Annotated in this window: 20 protein-coding genes and 1 pseudogene; 10 read left to right on the forward strand and 11 right to left on the reverse strand. The window is 68.0% G+C overall.

Annotation, left to right across the window (positions count from 1 at the left end; genetic code table 11):
- Positions 1-704: M17 family peptidase N-terminal domain-containing protein (locus B0684_RS09775; RefSeq protein ID WP_332881461.1), on the reverse strand; the 704-nt coding region annotated here is incomplete at its 3' end.
- An 88-nt stretch (positions 705-792) separates the two neighbouring features.
- Between B0684_RS09775 and lptF the strand changes: the two genes are divergently transcribed.
- From lptF to B0684_RS09790, 3 genes are read left to right on the forward strand one after another with little or no spacing between them, the layout of a single operon-like run.
- The gene (gene lptF, locus B0684_RS09780; RefSeq protein WP_018168185.1) at positions 793-1,920 is read left to right on the forward strand and encodes an LPS export ABC transporter permease LptF; all 1,128 of its coding nucleotides are present in this window, start codon (positions 793-795) and stop codon (positions 1,918-1,920) included.
- Positions 1,917-2,990, forward strand: coding sequence for an LPS export ABC transporter permease LptG (gene lptG, locus B0684_RS09785; RefSeq protein WP_018168184.1), 1,074 nt, complete (start codon positions 1,917-1,919; stop codon positions 2,988-2,990). Before lptF ends, lptG begins: the two co-directional genes overlap by 4 nt.
- The gene (locus tag B0684_RS09790; RefSeq protein WP_018168183.1) at positions 2,987-3,631 is read left to right on the forward strand and encodes a GDSL-type esterase/lipase family protein; all 645 of its coding nucleotides are present in this window, start codon (positions 2,987-2,989) and stop codon (positions 3,629-3,631) included. Before lptG ends, B0684_RS09790 begins: the two co-directional genes overlap by 4 nt.
- 267 nt (positions 3,632-3,898) lie before the next feature.
- On the opposite strand, the gene B0684_RS09795 is transcribed toward B0684_RS09790, so the two are convergent.
- A complete protein-coding gene (locus B0684_RS09795; protein WP_018650502.1) occupies positions 3,899-4,438 on the reverse strand; it encodes an RDD family protein in 540 nt (179 codons plus the stop codon).
- 59 nt (positions 4,439-4,497) lie between these two features.
- Here B0684_RS09795 and B0684_RS09800 point away from each other — a divergent pair, with 59 nt between their 5' ends.
- Positions 4,498-4,851, forward strand: coding sequence for a PilZ domain-containing protein (locus B0684_RS09800; RefSeq protein WP_018168181.1), 354 nt, complete (start codon positions 4,498-4,500; stop codon positions 4,849-4,851).
- Positions 4,852-4,870: 19 nt separating this feature from the next.
- Here B0684_RS09800 and moeA read toward each other — a convergent pair whose 3' ends face one another.
- From moeA to mobA, 3 genes are read right to left on the reverse strand one after another with little or no spacing between them, the layout of a single operon-like run.
- Positions 4,871-6,127 carry a molybdopterin molybdotransferase MoeA gene (gene moeA / locus B0684_RS09805; RefSeq protein ID WP_018650501.1) on the reverse strand — a complete coding sequence of 419 codons (1,257 nt, stop codon included), beginning with the start codon at positions 6,125-6,127 and terminating at the stop codon, positions 4,871-4,873.
- 14 nt (positions 6,128-6,141) lie between these two features.
- On the reverse strand, positions 6,142-6,684 hold the full coding sequence (mobB, locus tag B0684_RS09810) for a molybdopterin-guanine dinucleotide biosynthesis protein B (RefSeq protein ID WP_018168179.1): 543 nt from the start codon (positions 6,682-6,684) through the stop codon (positions 6,142-6,144).
- Between the two features lie 52 nt (positions 6,685-6,736).
- Positions 6,737-7,318: a molybdenum cofactor guanylyltransferase MobA gene (mobA, locus tag B0684_RS09815; protein WP_018168178.1), complete on the reverse strand. Its 582-nt coding sequence runs from the start codon at positions 7,316-7,318 to the stop codon at positions 6,737-6,739.
- Between the two features lie 127 nt (positions 7,319-7,445).
- Here mobA and B0684_RS09820 point away from each other — a divergent pair, with 127 nt between their 5' ends.
- From B0684_RS09820 to B0684_RS09840, 5 genes are all read left to right on the forward strand, one after another.
- Complete coding sequence (locus B0684_RS09820; RefSeq protein WP_018650500.1) at positions 7,446-9,005, forward strand: NfeD family protein; 1,560 nt, start codon at positions 7,446-7,448, stop codon at positions 9,003-9,005.
- A 39-nt stretch (positions 9,006-9,044) separates the two neighbouring features.
- Positions 9,045-9,863 carry a slipin family protein gene (locus B0684_RS09825; protein WP_018168176.1) on the forward strand — a complete coding sequence of 273 codons (819 nt, stop codon included), beginning with the start codon at positions 9,045-9,047 and terminating at the stop codon, positions 9,861-9,863.
- Between the two features lie 3 nt (positions 9,864-9,866).
- A complete protein-coding gene (xerD, locus tag B0684_RS09830) occupies positions 9,867-10,772 on the forward strand; it encodes a site-specific tyrosine recombinase XerD (RefSeq protein WP_018168175.1) in 906 nt (301 codons plus the stop codon).
- A 91-nt stretch (positions 10,773-10,863) separates the two neighbouring features.
- Complete coding sequence (locus B0684_RS09835; RefSeq protein ID WP_018650499.1) at positions 10,864-11,577, forward strand: DsbC family protein; 714 nt, start codon at positions 10,864-10,866, stop codon at positions 11,575-11,577.
- Between the two features lie 54 nt (positions 11,578-11,631).
- Positions 11,632-12,033, forward strand: a complete 402-nt coding sequence (locus tag B0684_RS09840) for an OsmC family protein (RefSeq protein ID WP_018168173.1) — start codon at positions 11,632-11,634, stop codon at positions 12,031-12,033.
- 237 nt (positions 12,034-12,270) lie between these two features.
- Here B0684_RS09840 and trxA read toward each other — a convergent pair whose 3' ends face one another.
- A complete protein-coding gene (gene trxA / locus B0684_RS09845; protein ID WP_018168052.1) occupies positions 12,271-13,146 on the reverse strand; it encodes a thioredoxin in 876 nt (291 codons plus the stop codon).
- A 131-nt stretch (positions 13,147-13,277) separates the two neighbouring features.
- On the opposite strand from trxA, the gene parE reads away from it, so the two are divergent.
- Positions 13,278-15,164: a DNA topoisomerase IV subunit B gene (gene parE / locus B0684_RS09850; RefSeq protein ID WP_018650498.1), complete on the forward strand. Its 1,887-nt coding sequence runs from the start codon at positions 13,278-13,280 to the stop codon at positions 15,162-15,164.
- 10 nt (positions 15,165-15,174) lie between these two features.
- On the opposite strand, the pseudogene B0684_RS09855 reads toward parE, so the two are convergent.
- The 5 genes and pseudogenes from B0684_RS09855 to B0684_RS09875 form a co-directional block, all read right to left on the reverse strand.
- A pseudogene (locus B0684_RS09855) lies at positions 15,175-15,433 on the reverse strand (type II toxin-antitoxin system RelE family toxin).
- On the reverse strand, positions 15,420-15,653 hold the full coding sequence (locus B0684_RS09860) for a hypothetical protein (RefSeq protein ID WP_018650496.1): 234 nt from the start codon (positions 15,651-15,653) through the stop codon (positions 15,420-15,422). Before B0684_RS09860 ends, B0684_RS09855 begins: the two are co-directional and overlap by 14 nt.
- Before the next feature lie 81 nt (positions 15,654-15,734).
- Positions 15,735-18,815, reverse strand: a complete 3,081-nt coding sequence (locus B0684_RS09865) for an efflux RND transporter permease subunit (RefSeq protein ID WP_018650495.1) — start codon at positions 18,813-18,815, stop codon at positions 15,735-15,737.
- Positions 18,816-18,827: 12 nt separating this feature from the next.
- A complete protein-coding gene (locus tag B0684_RS09870) occupies positions 18,828-20,402 on the reverse strand; it encodes an efflux RND transporter periplasmic adaptor subunit (protein ID WP_026313089.1) in 1,575 nt (524 codons plus the stop codon).
- Between the two features lie 8 nt (positions 20,403-20,410).
- The coding region (locus tag B0684_RS09875) for a TolC family protein (RefSeq protein ID WP_143592457.1) at positions 20,411-21,035 on the reverse strand (625 nt) is incomplete at its 5' end.

Genomic DNA, 21,035 nt, shown 5'->3' on the forward strand with positions numbered 1-21,035 from the left:
CCGGCGCCGAGCTTCTCCAGGTCCTTCTCGTCGAGCACCGTCGCCTTCAGTTTCTTGTGCTGCTTGGCCAGTTCGCGGGCGGTGTCGGCCAGGCTCTCCGGGTAGCAGACATTCGGCGGGGTGTTGCCCAGGTCCTTGGCACGATTGACGCCGGTGGCGATCGCCGCGGCCTCGCTGCAGGCCTTGTTGGCCGTCTCGGCCTCGTCGCGCTCCACGCTGAGCTGGATCTTCTCCAGCTTCACCGGCGGGGTCTTCTCCTTGCCCTTGAACGGGGTGAAGCGGTAGGCGGCGTCCGCGATCGCCGCAACCAGGGTGTGCACCGTCCAGGCAATGTCCTTGCCGCGCGGCTGGAAGTCCGCCACCGCGATCACCGCGCTGGTGGCGGGGCGTTCGACCAGGGCGGCCGCCAGCGTCTGCGCCGCCTTGCGTGCGGCGCGGGCGTCGAAGTCCTTCTTCGCACCCAGGCCGATCAGGAGTGCGCTACCCTTCCCTTGATTGCCTGGGCCCCCACCGCCGGGCAGCAGCAGTTGGCTGCCGGCCTCGCCGTCCATCTCGCCGGCCTTCAGCAGGGCGGTGATCTCGCCGTCGCGCGCGGCATCCAGGGCGGTGGCGCCCGCGGCCGGCTTGCGTTTGTGGACGATCCCGGCGGCGCGGATGCCGGCGCGGGGTTTGTCGAGGGTCGAGGTGGTGACGGAGAATTGCATGAATGCCTCCCGAAAATGAGTTCGATCATGGTACCAGCGCCAAGCGGCGTCCGACCACGCGCCGCGCGGGCCGCGGGGTAATGCGCGCATGATCCTGCGCCGCGCCGAGCGTTTTATCGCCCGCGAACTGCTGGTCACGCAGACCGCGGTCACCGTCGTGCTGTTGCTGGTGATCATCGGCGGTGTATTGGGGCGGGTGCTGCGCGATGTCGCCGAGGGCAGTATCCCCGTGGATTTCCTGCCGGGCATGGTCGCCTTCGGCGCGTTCAAGGGCATTGTCTTCCTTTGGCCGGTGGCGCTGTTCCTGGCCTTCATGCTGGTGCTGGGCCGGTTGCAGCGCGACAGCGAGCTGGTGGCGCTGCAGGCCAGCGGCATGTCCTTCGCCGCGTTTTATCGCGCGCTGTTCTGGGTGGCTGCGCCAGCCACGCTGCTGTTGCTGGTGCTGATGACGCTGGTGGTGCCACGCACCGAGGCCCAGATCGATCAACTGCGCGACCTCGCCGAGACACGCTCCGACCTGGTCGGCATCACGCCCGGGCGCTTCCTGCGCTCGCGGGTTGGCGAGCAGGTCTTCTTCGCCGAGCGCTTGAGCGAGGACCGCGAGGCCCTGCTGGAGGTGTTCATCTACCGCGAGGTCGACGGCGAGGCGCAGGTGACCGTAGCCGAGCGGGCGATCCCCGATCCGGGGGCCGAGGGCAGTGGCTTCCTGATCCTCGAGAACGGCTATCGCCATGTCGGCGTGCCGGGCGAGGGCAGCTTCCGCATGCTCGAGTTCGAGCGACTGCGGACCCAGATCACCGAACCGGATGCCGGGGCCGGGCGGCGCTCGCTGAACGCGATGTCGACGCTCCAACTGTGGGCGGAGCGTGATCGGCCGGAACACCGTGCGGAGCTCGAATGGCGCATTGCGATGCCACTGTCCATCCTGGTGCTGACCCTGATTGCACTGCCGCTGGCCCAGGTGCCGCCCCGTTCCGGGCGTTATGCCCGCATCCCGGCGGCCATCGGGGTCTACGTGCTGTACGCGAACTTCCTGATCCTGGGGCAGGGGCAGCTGGCGGACGGCCGCACGCCACTGGCCCTGGGGCTTTGGTGGACGCACGGCCTGATGCTGGTTCTCTGGCTGTGGCTGGCCTGGCGCAAGGGCATGCTGGGCCTTGGCCGGGGCGCGGGTGGCGGCCCTCGCCGCGTCGAGCGTGACGAGGTGGCTTCGTGACGACCGTGCTGGGTCGCTACATCATGCGTCAGGTCCTGATCGGGACGGCGCTGGCCGTGGTCCTGCTGGTGGCGCTGGATGCGGTCTTCGCGCTGATTGACGAGCTGCGTGACACCGGGCGTGGCAACTATGGCCTGACCGAGGCGCTGCTGTATGTGGCGCTGACCCTGCCGCGGCGGATGTACGACATGCTGCCCCCGGCGGCGCTGCTGGGCGGACTGCTGTGGCTGGGCAATCTGGCCGCCAACAGCGAGCTGACCGCGATGCGAGCCGCTGGGATGACGCTTGGGCGCTTCATCGGCTGGGTGATGCAGGCCGGGCTGGTGGTCGTGGTGGTGATGGTGGTGGTCGGCGAATTCTTCGCCCCGGCCGCCGAGAGCCGCGCGCAGAACCTGAAGGCGAGCGCCTTCGATGAGCAACTGAGCGTGAGCCCGATCGGCCTGTGGGCGCGCGATGGCCAGCGCATGGTGCAGGCGGATGCGGTGCTGCCGGGCAATCGCCTGATCGGCGTACGCATCATCGAGGTGGATGCGAACCGCGAGCCGCGCGAGATCACGCGCGCCCAGAGCGCGCAGTACGAGGACGGGGCCTGGCGGCTGCAGGGCGTGGAGCGTTCGCGGTTGTCGCTGGAGCGCGTCGAGGCCGAACGCCTGGAGGAGGAGACCATCGAGCGCCTGATCGCGCCGGAGTACTTCGACGTACTGGTGGTCGAGCCGAGCCAGATGGCGGCGCAGAACCTGGCGCGCTATATCGACTACCTGCAGGAAAATCGCCTGGACTCGGCCCCCTACGAGGTCGCGTTCTGGCAGCGACTGACCCTGCCGGCCAGCACCTTCGTGATGCTGCTGCTGGCGATCCCGTTCCTGTTCGGCTCGCAGCGCGAGGGTGGTGCCGGGCGGCGCCTGTTCATCGGCATCGCCATCGGCGTGTCGTTCGCCATCGTGATGCGCGCGATGACCCATCTGGGGCTGGTCTACAACCTGCCCCCGGTGGTTGCGGCGAGCCTGCCGGTGGTGCTGTTCCTGATCCTTGCGCTGGTGGCGCTGCAACGCATGGGGCGTCAGACATGAGGGGCTGGCTGCGCGGCGGGTTCCTGATCCTGCTGGCGGCCCTTCTGGCGGCCTGTGGTGGCGCGGGCCCGGGCGACTTCGAGCCACTCCCGCGCCAGGCCACGGTGCTCGCCTTCGGCGACAGCGTGACCCACGGGACCGGGGCGGGCTCGGGCGAGGACTATCCGGCGCGGCTGGCGGCGATCACCGGCTGGACGCTCATCAACGACGGGGTGCCGGGCGACCGCGCCAATAGCGCCCGCGGGCGCCTGGAGCCCAGCCTGCGCGAACACCAGCCGGACCTGGTGCTGATCTGGCTGGGCGGCAACGACTTTCTGCGCCAGCGCGATCCCGCCGCGGTCAAGGAGGATTTGCGCGCCCTGGTGGCAGCGGTGCATGAACACGGGGCCCAGCCATTGCTGCTGGGGGTGCCGCGGGCCTCGGCCCTGGGGGCCGCCACCGGGCGCCTGCGGGACGATCCGATCTATCGCGAACTCGCCCGCGAGGAACAGGTGGCCCTGATCGAGGGCGTGCTCTCCGGCGTGTTGTCCGAGCGCGACCTGCGTGCCGACCCCGTGCACCCCAACGCCCGTGGTTACCGTCGCATCGCCGACGAGATTGCCGAGGCCCTGGACGACCTCGGCCTCTGGCTCGCCCCCTGAGGGTTGTTCAATTAGCAACGAGCTTCAGCCCATTGCAGGGAACGTTCTCCCAAAGGCAGGCTCCTTCCGCCGCGGTAGGGTGCTGTTGAGCGCAGCGAAACGCACCATTTCCCGCGTTGTGCCCGTTCCTTGATGGGATTCGCTGCGCTCATCCCATCCTACGCCCCTACGATCCGGCGGCTGGTTGAACGTGATCGCTCATCAGGACGGCTTTTGACCTTGCCCGTCTTCGTGTGCTTCGTGGTGAAATAAAAAACCGGCTCGGGATCAGCTCTTGCGGTTCTGTTTCCAGCGCGGCTTGGCGAGACCCTGGATGCGTACCAGTTCGGTGCTGGAGAGCCAGTCGTGCAGCATCCAGCGGCGCGGGTGGAACTGCGACAGGCCGAGCGCGAACAGCGCCGCCGCCGTGACCACGGTGATTGCCACGGCGCCGTGCTCGCGCACCGCCCAGATCGCCATCAGGATTACTAGCCACTGGGCCACCGCGACCAGGTAGCGCAGGGTGGCCTGCCAGGCATTGACCGCGTGGCCCCCCTCGGTGCGCAGCTGGATGTTCCAGGCCTGCATGCCAAGTGTCTGTCCGGTGCGGGTCCAGAACCAGTAGAAGAAGCCCCAGGCCACGATCAGGTTGAGCACGAAGTGCACACGCGGCGAGTACAGCCCGGTGGTATTGCCGAGGACAACCACCAGCAGGCCAAGGACCATCCAGATCGCTACCAGCAGCAGGGCATCGTAGACGATGGCGGCCAGGCGGCGGAGCAGGCTGGTCGGCTGGCCGTCGGCGGACGAGGCGGCGGTTTCGGTCATGGGATTCCCGGATGGTTCTGGATTTGGCCGCAGGCGCGGAGTGGGCGTAGTCTTGCCGTATGGAGCGACGCTTTCAACGTATCCCTCTGGAATTTCCGGCTACCCTGCTCACCGACGGCGGGGACTGCGCGGTTCGCGTGGAGGATATCTCCCTGAAGGGGGTGCTGCTGGAGGGCGCGGATCTTCCGGTCCTGGCCGATGGGGACGAGGTCAGCGTCGATATCCCGCTCAGCGGCGAGGCGCGCATCACCGTCGAGGGCCGCGTGTGCTGGCATGAAGGCCTGTGGCTGGGCGTGGAGATCGAGGCGATGCCGCTCGAATCCGCCTCGCACCTGCGGCGCCTGGTCGAGCTCAACCTGGGTGACGAGGCCCTGCTGGAGCGGGAATTCGCCGCGCTCGTCCAGTCCCCCTGAGCGCGGCCGGCAACCCGGATCACACCTCCGGGAAGATCTCCCGGAACGGCAGCACCTCCACCCAATCCCCCGCCCGGGCCCCGCTGGACTCGCGGGGCAAAACCACGTAGGCGTTGGCCTCGCTCATCGCGCGCAGCTGGTGCGAGCCCTGGCCGCCGGCGGCGCGGACCACCCAGCCGCGGTCGTCAGTCTCGAGTAACGCGCGCTGGAAGTCCTTGCGGCCCGGGGTCTTGTACAGATCCTCCAGCAGGCGGGCGTTCAGGGTCTGCGGCTCGGTCGCGTCGCGCCCGGCCAGCTGCAGCAAGGCCGGGCGTACCAGCAGGGCGAAGGTGGTCATCACCGCCACCGGGTTGCCGGGCAGGCCGAAGAAATGCGCGCGGCCGAACTGTCCGAATGCCAGTGGCCGTCCGGGCTTGATCGCCAGCTTCCAGAAACCGACTTGTCCCGAGGCCTGCAGTACGCGGGTCACGTGATCGGCATCGCCCACCGAGACGCCCCCGGTGGTGATGATCATGTCCGCGTCCGCACCGGCCCGGGTCAGGGCTCGTGAGACCTCCGCCTCGGTGTCGCGGATCACGCCGTAGTCCAGTACCTCCACCGGATAGGCGCTCAGCAGCGCGCGCAGGGTGTGGCGGTTGCTGTCGTGGATCTGTCCCGGGCCCAGCGGTTGATCGACGGGGACCAGTTCGTCCCCGGTCGAGAAGAAGGCCACGCGCGGCCGGCGCAGCACGCTCACCCGGGCGATACCCTGACTGGCCAGGACCCCGATCTCGGCGGCGCCGATGCGCTGCCCGGAAGCATATAGCGGGCTGCCGGCGGCGGTGTCACTGCCCGGTCCACGGATGTTGTGTCCCGGTGTCAGGCCGCCGTTTTGCAGGGTGATCGATTCCCCGTCCCGCTGCACCTGCTCCTGCATGATGACCAGTTCGGCCCCGGCCGGGACGACCGCGCCGGTCAGGATGCGCAGGCACTGGCCGGGCTGCAGCTCGCCATCCCAGGGATGCCCGGCCGCCGATGTGCCCACCAGTGCGAGACAGGCCCCGTCCGTTGCGTCCGCGGCGCGCAGGGCGTAGCCATCCATGGCCGAGACCGCCGCCGGTGGCACGTCGATGCGTGCGTGAATCGGCTGGGCCAGGGTGCGCCCGAGGGTCTCTTCTAGCGTGACCTGTTCGCTCTGGGTGATCGTCCGGCAGGCCTCCAGGATCGCGGCACGGGCCTGTTCCAGGGTCTTGGCGCTGGGGTCGAATTCGTCGCAACCGGGGGCAGCCTCGGGCATGGGATGTCTCCGCTTCAGGGATGGATATTCAGGTAGTCGATGATGAAGGCAGCCACTGCGTCGGGGTCGTTGACCGGCAGCAGTGGGCCGTCGAAGTCCAGGGTCGGGGCATCGGTGGCCACCGCGATCACCCCGGCGACCTCGCGGTACAGCGGCGGCTTGCCGACCGACGGGCGGTGCACCTCGATCTTCGGCAGGTCCCACTGCTTGAAGCCCTCGACCAGGATCAGGTCGGAGCGTCGCGGGTCCAGCCGCGCGCACAGCATGTCCAGATCCGGCACGCGGCCGTCGTCGGTCTCCGGCGTCTCCACCATCAGGGCGTAGCGCCGCCCGGAGGCGACCAGCATCTGGTCCGCCCCGGAGTGGCGCAGCTCAAAGCTGTCCTTGCCCGGCTTGTCCACGTCGAACTCGTGGTGGGCGTGCTTGATCATTGCCGGGCGCAGGCCGCGGGCGCGCAGGGCCGGGATCACGCCCTTGAGCAGGGTGGTCTTGCCGCTGCCGCTCCAGGCGGCGAAGGCGATGCGGGGCAGGGGCGAGGGGATGGTCGGCTGGGTCATGGGCGTCGTTCCCGGGCACTGCGGTTCGGGATCGAAAGTATAGCGATCATGATCAGTCCCTCCCCAGGTCATCCGGTGTGTTGATGTTGGCGAACGCCTGCGGCTGATCGGAGAAATCGACGGGGATTGCCCCCATGTCGCGAAACCAGCGTCCTGCGGCCAGGGACCCGCGCTCCAGGTCGTCCAGCAGGGCCTGCGCCAGGGTCGGGCGCAGCAGCGCGAACAGCGGCTGCAGCCGTTCGCCGTCGTGGGCGACCGCGGCCGGGGCGTGTTCCCGGTCCACGGCCTGTTGCAGGCGTTCGCCGAGATCCCGCGGGCAATGCGGGGCGTCCACCGGGGCGCACAGGAGGTTCTGGCCGGGGAAGGCTGCGAAGGCCGCCGCGATCCCGGCCAGCGGGCCGCGGTAATCCGGGTGCCGATCGCACAGACAGGGAAACCCCAGCGCCCGATAGCGGTCGATATCGGTATTGCTGCTGATGGCCAGCTGTGCGGCCTGGGGCTGCAGGCGCTCGATCGCGTGTTCGATCAGCGGGCGCCCGTGGTACTCGACCCAGCCCTTGTTGCACCCGCCCATGCGGCGGCCCTGGCCGCCGGCCAGGATCACGGCGGTGAGGGTTTCGGGCGGGGTCTGCATTGCCTGCGTTTCCATGCGGGTCTGCGGGTTCGGCGCCGGTCCGGGCTTTGGTTTATCGTGGTGGTGTCGGCTGTCGCGTGTGCGCACGCAGTGTACGACGAATCCATCCTGACGGGAGAGGAAGCCCATGCGGGTTCCATTCGGGCGCAACGCGGGACAGGGCGGATGGCGCCCCTGGCGACATCTGTTGTGGCTGGCCTTGCTGGTGCTCGGTGCGGGCTGGCTGGTCGCGGCGAGTATGGCCGATACCGGGGATCGCCACGGCCTGATGCTGACCGTGGAGGACGCCATCGGCCCGGCCACCGGCGATTACATCCGTCGCGGCATTGAACGCGCGGAGGCGGAAGACGCCGAGATCCTGATCCTGATGCTGGATACCCCCGGCGGACTGGATTCCAGTATGCGCAGCATCATCAAGAACATCCTGCAATCGGACGTGCCGGTGGTGACGTATGTCCACCCGGCCGGCTCGCGCGCGGCCAGTGCCGGGACCTACATGCTCTATGGGTCGCATGTTGCGGCCATGACCCCGGCCACCAATCTGGGGTCGGCCACGCCGGTGCAGATGGGGGGCGGTGGGCTCCCGGGCATGGATCCGCCGGAAGCGGGCGAGGACGCCCGCGACGACGAGGACGCCGACGAGGCCCGTGGCGACGAACGCAGCGACGACGATGCGGACGAGGCGCCAGCGGGCGAAAACGGAGCGCCTGACGGCGAGGTGGAGCCGGCCAGCGAGGAAGAGCTGCTGGAGGACGAGGCGGCCCCGCGGCGTGGCGACGATGCGATGGGGCGGAAGGTGCTGGAGGACGCGGTCTCGTACATCCGCGGTCTGGCCGAGCGTTATGATCGCAACGCCGACTGGGCGGAGGAGACGGTACGCGAGGGTTCCAACCTGACCGCCTCCGCGGCGCTGGAGCAGAACGTCATCGACTTTGTGGCGGACAACCTGGAGGACCTGCTCGCCCAGATCGACGGGCATACCGTGCGCATGCACGACGGTGAGCGCACACTCTCCACCGAGGGACTGGAGATCGTGCGCATGGACCCGGACTGGCGCACCCAGTTGCTGTCCGTGATCACCAACCCGAACATTGCCTATATCCTGATGCTGCTGGGGATCTACGGCATCATCTTCGAGCTGGCCAATCCGGGCGCGATCTATCCCGGCGTGATTGGCTCGATCGCGCTGATCCTGGCGTTCTTCGCGCTGCAGGTGATGCCGGTGAACTATGCGGGTCTGGCGCTGATGCTGCTGGGGATGATCTTTATGGTCGCGGAGGCCTTTGTGCCCAGTTTCGGGGCCCTGGGCATAGGAGGAATCGTGGCGTTTACAACCGGTTCGATCATTCTGTGGGACGACCCCAACCTGAATGTGGCCCTGCCGCTGGTGATCGGCACGGCCATCGCCATCGGCATCCTGTCGGTCTGGGTGCTGGGGCGTCTGTTCAGTCTGCGGGGCAAGAAGCCCGCCACCGGCCATGAAGAGATGATCGGCATGCTTGGCGAGGCGCGCGAGGACTTTGAACGCAGTGGCCGGGTCTGGGTCCACAGCGAGCAGTGGAACGCGGAGACCTCGGCACCCGTGCGCGAGGGGCAGAAGGTGCGGGTGACCGCCATCGACGGACTCAAGTTGCAGGTCGAACCCGCGACCGAAGAGGACACCCCGGGCACTGCATCGACCGGCTGACCGGTCGATGCAGTACTCACAACGTAGAAGGAGCAGGACATGAACGATCTCGGTTTCTTTGTCGTTCCGCTAGTCATCCTGATCGCCATCATCGTGATGTCGATCAAGGTGCTGCGCGAGTACGAGCGTGGCGTCATCTTCTTTCTGGGGCGGTTCCAGGCAGTCAAGGGTCCGGGCCTGATCATCGTCATCCCGGGCATCCAGCAGATCGTGCGGATCGACCTGCGCATCATCACCCTCGATGTGCCCAGTCAGGACGTGATCTCCCAGGACAACGTGACGGTACGGGTCAACGCGGTGCTGTACTTCCGCGTGGTGGATTCGGCCAAGTCGGTGATCCAGGTGGAGGACTACTACGCCGCGACCAGCCAGCTCGCGCAGACCACATTGCGCTCGGTCCTCGGCAAGCATGATCTCGATGAAATGCTCTCCGAGCGCGACAAGCTGAACAACGACATCCAGGAGATCCTCGACTCGCAGACCGACGCCTGGGGCATCAAGGTCACCAACGTCGAGATCAAGCACGTCGACCTGGACGACTCGATGATCCGTGCGATCGCCCGCCAGGCCGAGGCCGAGCGCGAACGCCGCGCCAAGGTCATCCACGCCGAGGGCGAATTGCAGGCGGCCGAGAAGCTAGTGCAGGCCGCGCAGAAGATGGAGGCGAGCCCGGCTGCGCTGCAGCTGCGCTACCTGCAGACCATGGCCGACATGTCGACCAACGGCACCGCCAACAGCATCTTCTTCCCGCTGCCGCTGGAACTGACCAAGGTGTTCGAGAGCCTGGCCGGAAAATTCCGCGCCGAGACCCCGGGGGCACCGGGCAATCCGGGCAATCCCGGGGGCGGCCAGCCGTAACGCGTGACCAGCGCCGAGACGACCTCGTCGCCCCTCGATCGTTTCCTGGACGAGCTCTGGGCGGTCGAGGGGCTCTCCGATCACACCCTGGCGGCGTACCGCCGCGACCTGGAGGGCCTGGCGCACTGGCTGGAGCCCAGGGGCGTGGACCTGGAGACCGCCGGGGCGCCCGACCTGCTGGGGTACATCAGCGCGCGCATGCAGGCCGGGGCCCGGCCGAAGTCCATTACCCGGGCGCTGTCCAGCATCCGGCGTTTCTATCGCTATCGGGTCTATCAGGGCGAGCGCGAGGATGACCCCAGTGCCGGGATCGAATCGCCCCGCGCCGGACGCCCGTTGCCGGCCAGTCTGTCCGAGGCCCAGGTGGACGCCCTGTTGCAGGCGCCCGATCTCGAGACTGCGGTGGGCCTGCGTGACCGCGCGATGCTGGAGCTGATGTACGCCACTGGCCTGCGCGTGTCGGAACTGGTGGGCCTGGAGCAGTCGGAGGTGAACAGCCGTCAGGGCGTGGTGCGCATCACCGGCAAGGGCGACAAGGAACGCCTGGTGCCGCTGGGCGAGGAGGCGGCGCACTGGCTGGCCCGTTTCCAGCGCGAGGCGCGGCCGGACCTGATGGATGGCCACCCGCCCTGCGAGGCGGTGTTTGTCACCCGCCGCGGGCGCGGGCTGACGCGCCAGGCCTTCTGGTACCGTATCAAGGCTCATGCACGGAGTGCCGGCATCGAATCGCCATTGTCGCCGCATACCCTGCGCCACGCCTTCGCGACCCACCTGCTCGACCACGGGGCGGACCTGCGCGTGGTGCAGATGCTGCTGGGCCACAGCAGCCTCTCGACCACGCAAATCTATACCCACGTCGCACGCGCCCGTCTGCAAAGCCTGCATGCGGAACATCATCCCCGCGGCTGACGTCTATTACGCACTCTTGCCAGCTTTCGCAGGTTCCCCGCGTGGGGGCTGCTAGACTGGCTCCGTTTTCTGTACTGACACGAGAGAATCCATGCTCCTGAAACGCGTTCTTCCCCTTGCCGCGGCCCTGGCCGTGTTCAGCACCCCGGTCATGGCGACCGATGCCATCGAGGAAACCATGGCCCGGGTGATTCCGGATGCCGAGGCCGACAGCATCCGGGAGACCCCGATGGCTGGCATCTACGAGGTGCGCTACGGCACCGATATCCTCTATGTGTCCGGGGACGGCCGCTATTTGATTCAGGGCAGCCTGGTCGATCTGGACACCCGCGAGAACCTGACCCAGGCCGCGCTCAGCGGGGTGCGCGCTGACATGTTCGCCGCCATCGGCGACAGCGAGCTGGTGACCTACTCGCCGAACGGTGACACTCGCGGTGTGCTGAACATCTTCACCGACCCGAACTGCCCCTACTGCCGCGAAATGCACCAGGACCTGCCGGAGTATCTGGCGGCTGGCATCAAGGTGCGCTACCTGATGTTCCCGGTCCTCGGTCGCGATTCTCCGGAGATCATGGATCGCATCTGGTGCGCGGATGACCGCGAAGACGCGATGGACCGTGCCAAGGAAGGCGACAAGCTGAACGACATCGACGGCAGCTGCGCCACGCCGCAGGATCAGCACATGGCCATGGGCCAGCAACTTGGGCTGCGCGGCACCCCGGCACTGATCACGGAGAGCGGACAACAGATGTCCGGCTACCAGGAACCGCAGGCGGTGATCGAGCGCATCCTCGGCAGTAACTGATATCCCGGGTTGTCCGGATCGCGCATTGCGATCCGGCTCCTGGATGGAGATGACATGCTTGAGTATCAGCTGAACGTCGAACGGGTGGACGCGCACGGCAGCCTGGCACACGCCAAGCAGGCCGAGGTCACCCTGGACACCGACATGGACGGGCGCGACGATGCCCTGAGTCCGCCGGAGCTTTTGCTGGCGTCACTCGGTGCCTGCATGGTGCGCGGCATCCAGCGCGCCCTGCCGATGCTGCGTATGGAGGTGGACAGCATCTCCATCCAGTTGCGCGGCTGGCGCCAGGACGACCCACCGGCCATTGCGAAGATCGAGTATCGCGTCGAAGTCGGCACCGATGCCGATGAGGAAATGGTCGAGCTGCTGCACCGCAACGTGCAGAAGGGCACCATCTACTCCACCCTTGCCGCCGGCACCCAACTCACCGGCGAGGTCGTCGCCAGGCAATAGGTCGTGCAACAGGTGGGAAGCCCCCTGTGGGAGCGAGCTTGCTCGCGAAGCCTCCGCCCGCGCCTGCGGTTACCTCCGCAGGGAGGAAGCTCGGGCCGATGGGCTTGGCCACGGCCCGATCACCGAAGGGGCTCGGCTCCGGGGGTGCCGACGTGTAGGAGGCCAGCCTCTGGCCGATGGGGCGTGGTCGAGGCCGTAGCCGGTTGGAGGGATGCTGCGCCGGCAACCGGGCCCTGTTCAGTAGAGCAGCGACGCCATCTGCCGTCGATACTGCCCGACCAGCGGGTGGTCATCCCCCAGCACCTTGAACGCGGCCAGCAGGCCCTGCTGGCCGGCCCCATCGTTATAGGCGCGGTGCTGCTTCATGAGTTGCAGGTATAGCCCCAGCGCCTCCTCGGCGCGTCCGGAGAGCATCGCGTAGGCGGCCATCTGCTCCAGCGCCTCGGGGCGCGGGTCGCCTGTCTGCAGTTCTTTCGCCAGCGCCTGCGGGTCGACGCCGGCCGCCGTCTTGGCAAACACCAGGCGGGCGCGCAGGGTCTTGGCCTCTTCCTTCTCGCTTTGATCCAGCGGCAGTTTGGCGAGTTCGGTCTCGGCCGCCTCGGGATCGCCGGACTGGGCCAGGGCGCGCGCCAGCTCGATGCGCAGGTCGCCGTTGTCGGGGTCCTCCTCCAGTGCGGCCTTGAGGGTCGCCAGGGCGCCGTCCACGTCGCCGGTCTTGGCCTGCTCGCGCGCCTGTTCGATCAGCTTGTCGGAGGGCTTCTCCAGGTACTGGTCGATCATCGCGCGGATGTTCGGCTCCGGCTGCACGCCCATGAACTGATCCGCCGGCTTGCCGTGGCGAAAGATCATGACGGTCGGCAGGCTGCGCACACCGTATTGCTGTGCCAGGGCCTGCTGCTCGTCGCTGTTGACCTTGGCCAGGCGGAACTTGCCGGCGTACTGCGTGGCGAGCTGCTGAAGTAGCGGCATCAACTGCTGGCACGGTCCGCACCAGGCGGCCCAGAAATCCACGACCACCGGGCGCTGGTGGGACTCGTCCAGCACCGCTTGCTGGAAGTTTTCCTGCGTGACGTCGAGGATATCGTCGCCGGTTGCGCTTGCGGCTTCTGCCATGGGAACCCTCCTGAAACACTTGAATACGAAATCTGCACAGCATTGTTGGGATCATGGGGGCGATTGCAAGCAGCCCTGATTTGCTACCCTTCGCGCATCCGCGAGTGCGCAATCGACACAGGAACCATCACGTGAGCTATTCCGCATCCGATATCGAGGTCCTCGAGGGGCTGGACCCGGTGCGCAAGCGCCCGGGCATGTACACCGACACGACCCGCCCGAACCACCTGGCGCAGGAGGTGATCGACAACTCGGTGGACGAGGCGATCAGCGGCCACGCCAAGCGCATCGATGTGATCCTGCACAAGGACGACTCGGTCTCGGTCAGCGACGACGGCCGCGGCATGCCGGTAGACCTGCATCCGCGCGAAAAGCGCCCGGGGGTCGAGGTGATCCTGTCCACCCTGCACGCGGGCGGGAAGTTCTCGGACAAGAACTACCAGTTCTCCGGCGGCCTGCACGGGGTTGGCGTGTCGGTGGTGAACGCGCTGTCGAAGTTGCTGGAGATTCAGATCAAGCGTGACGGGCGCGAGTACCGCATGGCCTTCTCCGGCGGTTACAAGACGCAGGACCTGGAGGCGGTCGGCGACGTCGGCAAGCGCAATACCGGGACCACGCTGCATTTCTGGCCGGACCCACAGTACTTCGATTCGCCGCGGTTCTCGGTGCCCCGGCTCAAGCACATCCTGCGCGCCAAGGCCGTGCTGTGCCCGGGCCTGACCGTAACCTTCCGTGACGAGACGACTGGCGAGGCCTGCGAATGGTGCTACGCCGCCGGGCTGCGTGACTATCTGGTGGAGGCCCTGGATGGTCTGGAGCGCCTGCCGGAGGAGCCGTTCATGGGTTCGATCGCCGGGGCGACCGAGGCCGCCGACTGGGCCGTGACCTGGCTGCCGGAGGGCGGCGAGGTGGTCAGCGAGAGCTACGTAAACCTGATCCCGACCACCCAGGGCGGTACCCATGTGAACGGCCTGCGCACCGGTCTGACCGAAGCGGTCCGCGAGTTCTGCGAGTTTCGCAGTCTCCTCCCGCGCGGCATCAAGCTGGCCCCGGAGGATGTCTGGGAGCGGGTGGCCAGCGTGCTGTCGTTCAAGATGCAGGACCCGCAGTTCGCAGGGCAAACCAAGGAGCGGCTGTCCTCGCGCCAGGCCGCGCCGTTTGTTTCCGGCGTGGTCAAGGACGCCTTCAGCCTGTGGCTGAACCAGCACCCGCAGCAGGGCGAGCGCATCGCGGAACTCTCGATCCAGAACGCACAGAAGCGCCAGCGCGCCGGCCGCAAGGTGGTGCGCAAGAAGATTACCCAGGGCCCGACCCTGCCGGGCAAGCTGGCCGACTGCGCCAGCCAGGACCTCGAGCGCACCGAGCTGTTCCTGGTCGAGGGCGACTCGGCTGGCGGCTCCGCCAAGCAGGCGCGCGATCGCGATTTCCAGGCGATCATGCCGCTGCGCGGCAAGATCCTGAATTCCTGGGAGGTGGACCCGGACCAGGTGCTCGGCTCGCAGGAGATCCACGACATCTCCGTGGCCCTGGGCGTGGACCCGGGCCAGGCCAGCCTGGACGGGCTGCGCTACGGCAAGGTCTGCATCCTGGCCGATGCCGACTCCGACGGCGCGCATATCGCCACGCTCCTGTGCGCGCTGTTCTTGAAGCATTTCCGGCCGCTGGTGGAGCGGGGGCACGTGTATATCGCCATGCCCCCGCTTTATCGTGTAGACGTCGGCAAGCAGACCTTCTACGCCCTGGACGACGACGAGAAGGCTGGCGTGCTGGAGCGCATCGAGGCGGAGAAGATGAAGGGCAAGGTCTCCGTGACCCGCTTCAAGGGGCTCGGCGAGATGAACCCGCTACAGCTGCGCGAGACCACCATGAACCCGGACACCCGGCGCCTGGTGCAGCTCACCCTCGACGCCGCCGACGACACCATGCAGCTGATGGATATGCTGCTCGGCAAGAAACGCGCCTCCGAACGCCGCTCCTGGCTGGAGGGCAAGGGCCACCTGGCCGACGTCGCCGTCTGATATCCGCACTTCAGCGATAGACTTCACGGCCGTGGCCTATTTTCACCACTGTGATGATCAGCTGGTCGTCCTTGATCTCGTAGAGGATGCGGTAGACGCCCTGCCGCACACGGTATCGCTCCTTGGGCGGACAGCTTCTCGCTGCCCGGTGGGCGGGGGGCATCCGCCAGTGACGCGATGCGTTCCAGGATGCGGCGTACCTCCTTGTCGTCAATCCGTCGCAGATCCTTGGCGACGGATTGACGGACGACAACCTCAAAGCTTGCCATGCGCCTTCAGGTCGTCGAGGAGTGCCTCGTAGGTCATGGTTGGCTCTGCGACGCGATCTTCGAACGCCTGCAAATCCTCCTGATCCTCGATCAGTGTCTGGCGCACGGCACGATTGACCAGATCGGAGACCGAACATTGCGTGGAGGCGGCCTTCAGGCGCAGTGCCCGGTGCAAGTCGGGTTCGAAATAGACGGAGGAACGTTTGTTTGGCTCGTTCATCGGGGCCTCCGTGATGCTTGCTACCATGGCCATCATAATGCTGTGACGTCATGACGTCACAGCGATTGGTCCGAAACGGCGTCAGGCCCGCGCCGACGGGCGCGAGCGCAGCCAGTGGTACAGGGCAGGCAGCACCAGCATGTTGAGGGCGGTGGAGCTGAGCAGGCCGCCGAGGATTACGATGGCCATCGGGGCCTGGATCTCGGTGCCGGTCTCGCCCAGGCCCAGGGCCAGCGGGATCAGCGCCAGCGCGGCGGTCAGCGCGGTCATCAGGATCGGGGTCAGCCGCTCCAGCGCCCCGCGTTCCACGGCCTCGTCCAGCGGCACGCCTTCGGCCGCCAGGCTCTGATAGCGGCTGATCAGCAGCAGCCCGTTGCGCACGGCGATGCCGAACAGGGTGATGAAGCCGACCAGGGCCGCGATGGTCATCACGCCGCCCATCGCGAACACCGCGATCACCCCGCCGATCAGGGCCAGCGGGATGTTGACCATCACCAGCAGCACCAGGGTCAGCGAGCGCAGGGCCAGCTGCAGCACCAGCAGCATGGCGACCAGGACGCCGGCGGATACGATGGCGATGGTCCGGGTGGCCTGTGCCTCGGCCTCGAACTGGCCGCCCAGCTCCACGCGATACCCCTCGGGCAGCGCCACCCGCTCGTCGATGGCGGTGCGAACCTCGCGGGCGGCGCCATGCAGGTCGCGGCCCGCCACGTTCGCACTGACCACCAGGCGGCGTTCGGCATTCTCCCGGTTGATCTGGTTGGGGCCGCGTTCGATCCGGGGTTCGGCGACCTCACCCAGACGGATGTGGTGTCCGGTCGGCGTGCGGATCGGGATGTCCGCCAGGCCGTCGATCACCCGCTGTTCCGCCGGCAGGCGCACGACCAGGTCGAAGCGTCGTTCGCCCTCGAAGATCTGCGCGACGCGCGCGCCACGCCAGGCGGTCTCGACGGTCTCGGCGGCGTCCGCCACGGTCAGGCCGTAGCGGGCGAGGGCGGTGCGGTCGGCATGCAGCCGGACCTGGGGAACCGCCGCGACGGGCTCGACCGCCAGGTCGACGATGCCGTCGATCCCGTCCAGGGTCGCCTCGACCTGCTTCGCCAGGCGTTGCAACTCGCCCAGCCCGGGGCCGAAGACCTTCACCGACAGGTTTGCGCGCACGCCGGTGAGCATATGGTCGATGCGGTGCGAGATCGGCTGGCCGATGTTGAACTGCCCGGGGAAGGCGGCCAGTCCCGCGCGCAGCTCTTCGAGGAACGCCTCCTTCCCCTGCGACAGAGGGCCCAGACGGACATCCAGTTCGCTGAGGTGGGGTGGTTGGGTATGCTCGGCCCCCTCGGCACGTCCGGTGCGGCGGGCGGCGGACAGGATCGCATCCTGCTCCAACAGCCAGCGCTCGACCTGGCCGGCCATCTCCGCCGAGGTTTCCAGGCTGGTTCCGGGCGGCGTGGCCATCTCGATGGTCAGGCTGCCCTCGTTGAAGTCGGGCAGGAACGATCGCCCCAGCAGCAGCGTGGCCGCCAGCGTGGCCACGGCGAGGATGGTGGAGAGCGCGAGGATGCTGCGCCGGAAACGGAGCGTGGCGCGCAGCAGCGGGCGGTAGCCGCGTTGCAGCAGGGCGGCCACCGGCGGTTCGCGCCCGGCATTGCGGCGCGCGATCGCGGGCAGCAGCCAGCGGGCGAGCACCGGCGTCACGGTCAGGGCCACCATCAGCGATGCGGCGATCGCGATCAGGTAGGCCACCCCCAGCGGCTGCAACAGGCGACCCTCTACCCCGCTCAGGAAGAACAGCGGGGCGAACACCAGCATGATGATGACGGTGGAGAAGACCACCGGATAGCGCATCTCCGAGCAGGCCTGGCGCACGGTCTCGTCCAGGCTGGCGGGATCGCGGTCGCCGCCATTCTCGCGCAGGCGGCGATAGATGTTCTCCACGAAGATGATGGCGTCGTCGACCAGCGCGCCGATGGCGATGGTCATGCCCCCCAGGGTCATGGTGTTGATCGTGATGCCCAGTGCCTGCAGGGCCAGCAGGGCGATGGTCAGCGACAATGGAATGGCGAGGACCGAGATCAGCGTGATCCGTACGCTCAGCAGGAACACCAGCAGGATCAGCACCACGAAGATCGCGCCGTCGCGCAGGGCCTCGGCGACGTTGGACACGGCCGTCTGGATGAAATCGGCCTGACGGAACAGGTTGGGTTCGAGGGTGATGCCCTTTGGCAGCCCCGCTTCCAGCCGCGCAAGTGTTTCGTTGATCGACCGGGTCAGTTCGAGGGTGTCGGCATCCGGTTGCTTGGAGACGGCCACGACCACGCCGGGGTGCCCATTCACGCCGCCATCACCGACCGGGATGCCCGGACCCATCGCGACCTCCGCGACATGTCGCACCAGGATCGGCATGTCGTCGCGTACGGCGACCACGGCCTGCTCGATCTCATCCAGGCGTTCGGCGCGACCGAGAAAACGGATCAGGTAGTCCTGCCCGCCGTCGCTCAGCCGGTCGCCGCCCGCATTGCGGCTGGCCTGCTCCACAGCGTCGCGGACCTCCACGAGATTCAGGTTGAACGCCGCGAGGCGCTCGGGGGATACCTGCACCTGGTACTGGCGGACCTGGCCGCCCAGGGTGGTCACCTGGGCCACACCGGGGATGGCCTCCAGCTGGCGCGCCACTACCCAGTCCGCGACCTCGCGGGCGCGCATGCCGTCCTCGCGCGCCTCGTCGCGTACGCCCAGATAGGCGATCTCGCCCATGACCGAACTGATCGGCCCCAGCTGCGGGGCGGCGACCCCTGCGGGCAGTTGCGTTTGCACGCGGCCCAGGCGTTCGTTGACCACCTGCCGGGCCTGGTAGATCGCCTCGCCCCACTCGAACTCCACCCACACCAGCGAGAATCCGGCCACGGACTGCGATCGCACACGGCGCACCCCGGCCGCGCCGCTCACCGCGGACTCGATCAGGTAGCTGACCTGTTGTTCCACCTCCTCCGCGGCCAGGCCGGGAGCCTCGGTCATCACGGTCACGGTGGGCGCGGTCAGATCGGGGAACACGTCGATGGGGGCCTGGCTTGCCTGCCAGGCCCCCAGCAGCAGGATGCCCAGGGCCCCGGCCATCACCAGCAGACGGTTGGCGAGGGACCATCGAATCAGTCGATCCAGCATGTCGCCGTCCCCTTAGTGCGCGTGGCCGTGGCCAATCCCATCGGAATCCCGGCCCGCCAGCAGGACCGCATAGGCGCCCCGGGTCACCACGCGCTCATCCGCCTCGATGCCGGAGAGGATCTCCACTCGTCCGGCGGAGCGGGCCCCGGTATGGACCGGGCGTCGTTCGAACGATTCGCCCCCGGTTTGCACGATTACGATCGGCACACCGTCGTCGTCGATCAACGCCCCGACCGGGAGCGTGACGCGATGGCGGGGCGTCCCGGCCGCGAGCGAGATCGTCACCGGCATGCCGGGACGGTACCGGGCGTCTGCGGCTTCCAGGGCGAAGGCGACCGGAAGCGTTTGCCCCGGGCCATCGAAGGCCCCGCCTTCCCACACCGGTTCACCCCCGACGGCCCGCCACTCGCGACTGCCCGGTTGGCGCACGGCTGGATCGGCCAGCGACGTGACCCGCGCAAGATCCGCCGGATAGAGGTGCGCCACCAGCCACAGATGTTCGCCGTCCAGCAGGCTGGCCAGGCGTTGGCCGGCCTGTACGATCTCCCCGGGGCTGATATCCAGGGATTCCACCCGGCCGCCAGCCGGGGCGCGCAGGGCAAGCGTCCCGGAAACGGCGCTGCCGTCGAGCCGTTCCTGGCGATCGCGGGCGTCGTCCAGCTCGGCCCGCGCGGTGTTGCGCTCGCGACGGGCTTCCACTACCCGGCTGTCGGCGATCACGCCCTCCTCGGCAAGACCCGTCAGACGTTCCAGGTCGGCCTCGGCCGCGGTCAGGCGTTCCTGTGCCCGGGCGAGTTCCAGGGCCAGGCCGCTGGAGGTGCCGCTGTCCGGCAACACCGCCAGGCGCATCAGGCTGTCGCCGGCGTGCACCTCGCGCCCGGGCGCCGGCCAGTCCCCGTCCGCCGTAATGATCCCATCGGCTGGTGCGACCAGTCGGGTGCGTTGGCTGGGTACCTCGCGGATCGTCCCGGGGACCTCGATGCGTTCGGCGAACGGCTCGTAACGGGCTGGGGCCGTGGCAAACCGCATACGCCACTGCGTCTCCTTGAGGAAGGTAATGGTGTCGTCGGCATCGTGTGCGTGTCCCTCGTCGTCGTGCGCGTGCCCGTGGTCATCCTCGTCGTGGGCGTGCCCCTCGTCGCCGGGGTGCGCATGGTCATCCTGGTGGTCATGGCGGTGCCCGCCGGGGACCGTCACCTGCCCAAGGGTGCTTTCGCGGAGGCCGTCGGCATCTTCGTGCACGCCGGTCAGGTAATAGCGCCCGGCTTCCGGCAGTTGCAGGGTGACGGCGAAGATGCCCTCGCGGTCGAGATGGGCAGTGGCTTCGCTGAATACCTCCCCGTAGCGGTTATGCATCTGCAGGGTCAGTTCCCCGGTGGTGACTGGACGGAAGTCGTCCAGCCAGGTGGCGTGGACCAGGAAGGTCTCCGAGGCCCCGGGCTCCAGGGGCCCGGCCTCCACGAACCATTCCAGTCCCGCATCCCAGTGGGTGATCTCGAGGTCCTCGGCCAGGATGGGGCCGGTCGCCAAGCCCAGGACCAGCAGGGTGACGAGACGTGCGATCCGGTGGGTGATCGGGTGTGTCATCGGGTGTGTCATCGGGTGTCCTCCACGAGGCCGAGCCCCGCTGCGATGCGCAGTTCGCGCCACTCCGCCCAACTCTGGGCGAGCAGATCCTGTTCCTGCTCGATCGCGTTGAAATGGGTGTTGTAGGCCTCGAGCACTTCCAGCAAAGAGGCTTCGCCGCTCTCGTAGCCTCGGTAGGTCAGGTCGCGTACCCGCCGGGCGGGCGCCAGCGTCTGGTTGCGGTGGCGATCGAGTTCGTCCAGCAGGTGCGCCAGGTGCACGCGGCCGACCTCGACCTGTCGGGTCAGGTCGCGGCGCAGGGCCCGGACCTCGGTCTGGCGCGTGTAATGGTCCGCCACGGATTCGCGGACGCGTCCCTGGTTGCGGTCCCATAGCGGCAGCTCGAGCTGCAGCGCCACGCCGGTGGAGGTCTCCCGGCGGCCGTCGATCACGTCGCGCTCCTGAAACAGCCGGATGCCGATATCCGGGCGCCCTTCGGCACGTGCGCGGGCAATCTCCAATTGCGCGGCCTGTTGCTGTTCGGACGCGGCCCGCAGGGCGGGGTGCTGGTCCACTACCGTCTGTGGTTCGATCCTGGCGGGTGCCGGGGGCGGGTCGTCGAAGGCGGGGGCGCCGCCCAGCAGGGCGGGGGGC

This window comes from Thioalkalivibrio versutus (assembly GCF_001999325.1).
GTDB classification, from domain to species: Bacteria; Pseudomonadota; Gammaproteobacteria; order Ectothiorhodospirales; family Ectothiorhodospiraceae; genus Thioalkalivibrio; species Thioalkalivibrio versutus.

Excerpts from the sequence above, each read along its gene's own strand:
- trxA (WP_018168052.1), bottom strand. The coding sequence starts at position 13,146 with ATGGCAGAAGCCGCAAGCGCAACCGGCGACGATATCCTCGACGTCACG.
- B0684_RS09860 (WP_018650496.1), bottom strand. The coding sequence starts at position 15,653 with ATGAACGAGCCAAACAAACGTTCCTCCGTCTATTTCGAACCCGACTTG.
- B0684_RS09800 (WP_018168181.1), top strand. The coding sequence starts at position 4,498 with ATGGAGCGACGCTTTCAACGTATCCCTCTGGAATTTCCGGCTACCCTG.
- B0684_RS09820 (WP_018650500.1), top strand. The coding sequence starts at position 7,446 with ATGCGGGTTCCATTCGGGCGCAACGCGGGACAGGGCGGATGGCGCCCC.
- moeA (WP_018650501.1), bottom strand. The coding sequence starts at position 6,127 with ATGCCCGAGGCTGCCCCCGGTTGCGACGAATTCGACCCCAGCGCCAAG.
- B0684_RS09825 (WP_018168176.1), top strand. The coding sequence starts at position 9,045 with ATGAACGATCTCGGTTTCTTTGTCGTTCCGCTAGTCATCCTGATCGCC.
- mobB (WP_018168179.1), bottom strand. The coding sequence starts at position 6,684 with ATGACCCAGCCGACCATCCCCTCGCCCCTGCCCCGCATCGCCTTCGCC.
- mobA (WP_018168178.1), bottom strand. The coding sequence starts at position 7,318 with ATGCAGACCCCGCCCGAAACCCTCACCGCCGTGATCCTGGCCGGCGGC.
- B0684_RS09870 (WP_026313089.1), bottom strand. The coding sequence starts at position 20,402 with ATGACACACCCGATCACCCACCGGATCGCACGTCTCGTCACCCTGCTG.
- B0684_RS09865 (WP_018650495.1), bottom strand. The coding sequence starts at position 18,815 with ATGCTGGATCGACTGATTCGATGGTCCCTCGCCAACCGTCTGCTGGTG.
- lptF (WP_018168185.1), top strand. The coding sequence starts at position 793 with ATGATCCTGCGCCGCGCCGAGCGTTTTATCGCCCGCGAACTGCTGGTC.
- B0684_RS09795 (WP_018650502.1), bottom strand. The coding sequence starts at position 4,438 with ATGACCGAAACCGCCGCCTCGTCCGCCGACGGCCAGCCGACCAGCCTG.
- B0684_RS09840 (WP_018168173.1), top strand. The coding sequence starts at position 11,632 with ATGCTTGAGTATCAGCTGAACGTCGAACGGGTGGACGCGCACGGCAGC.
- B0684_RS09790 (WP_018168183.1), top strand. The coding sequence starts at position 2,987 with ATGAGGGGCTGGCTGCGCGGCGGGTTCCTGATCCTGCTGGCGGCCCTT.
- B0684_RS09835 (WP_018650499.1), top strand. The coding sequence starts at position 10,864 with ATGCTCCTGAAACGCGTTCTTCCCCTTGCCGCGGCCCTGGCCGTGTTC.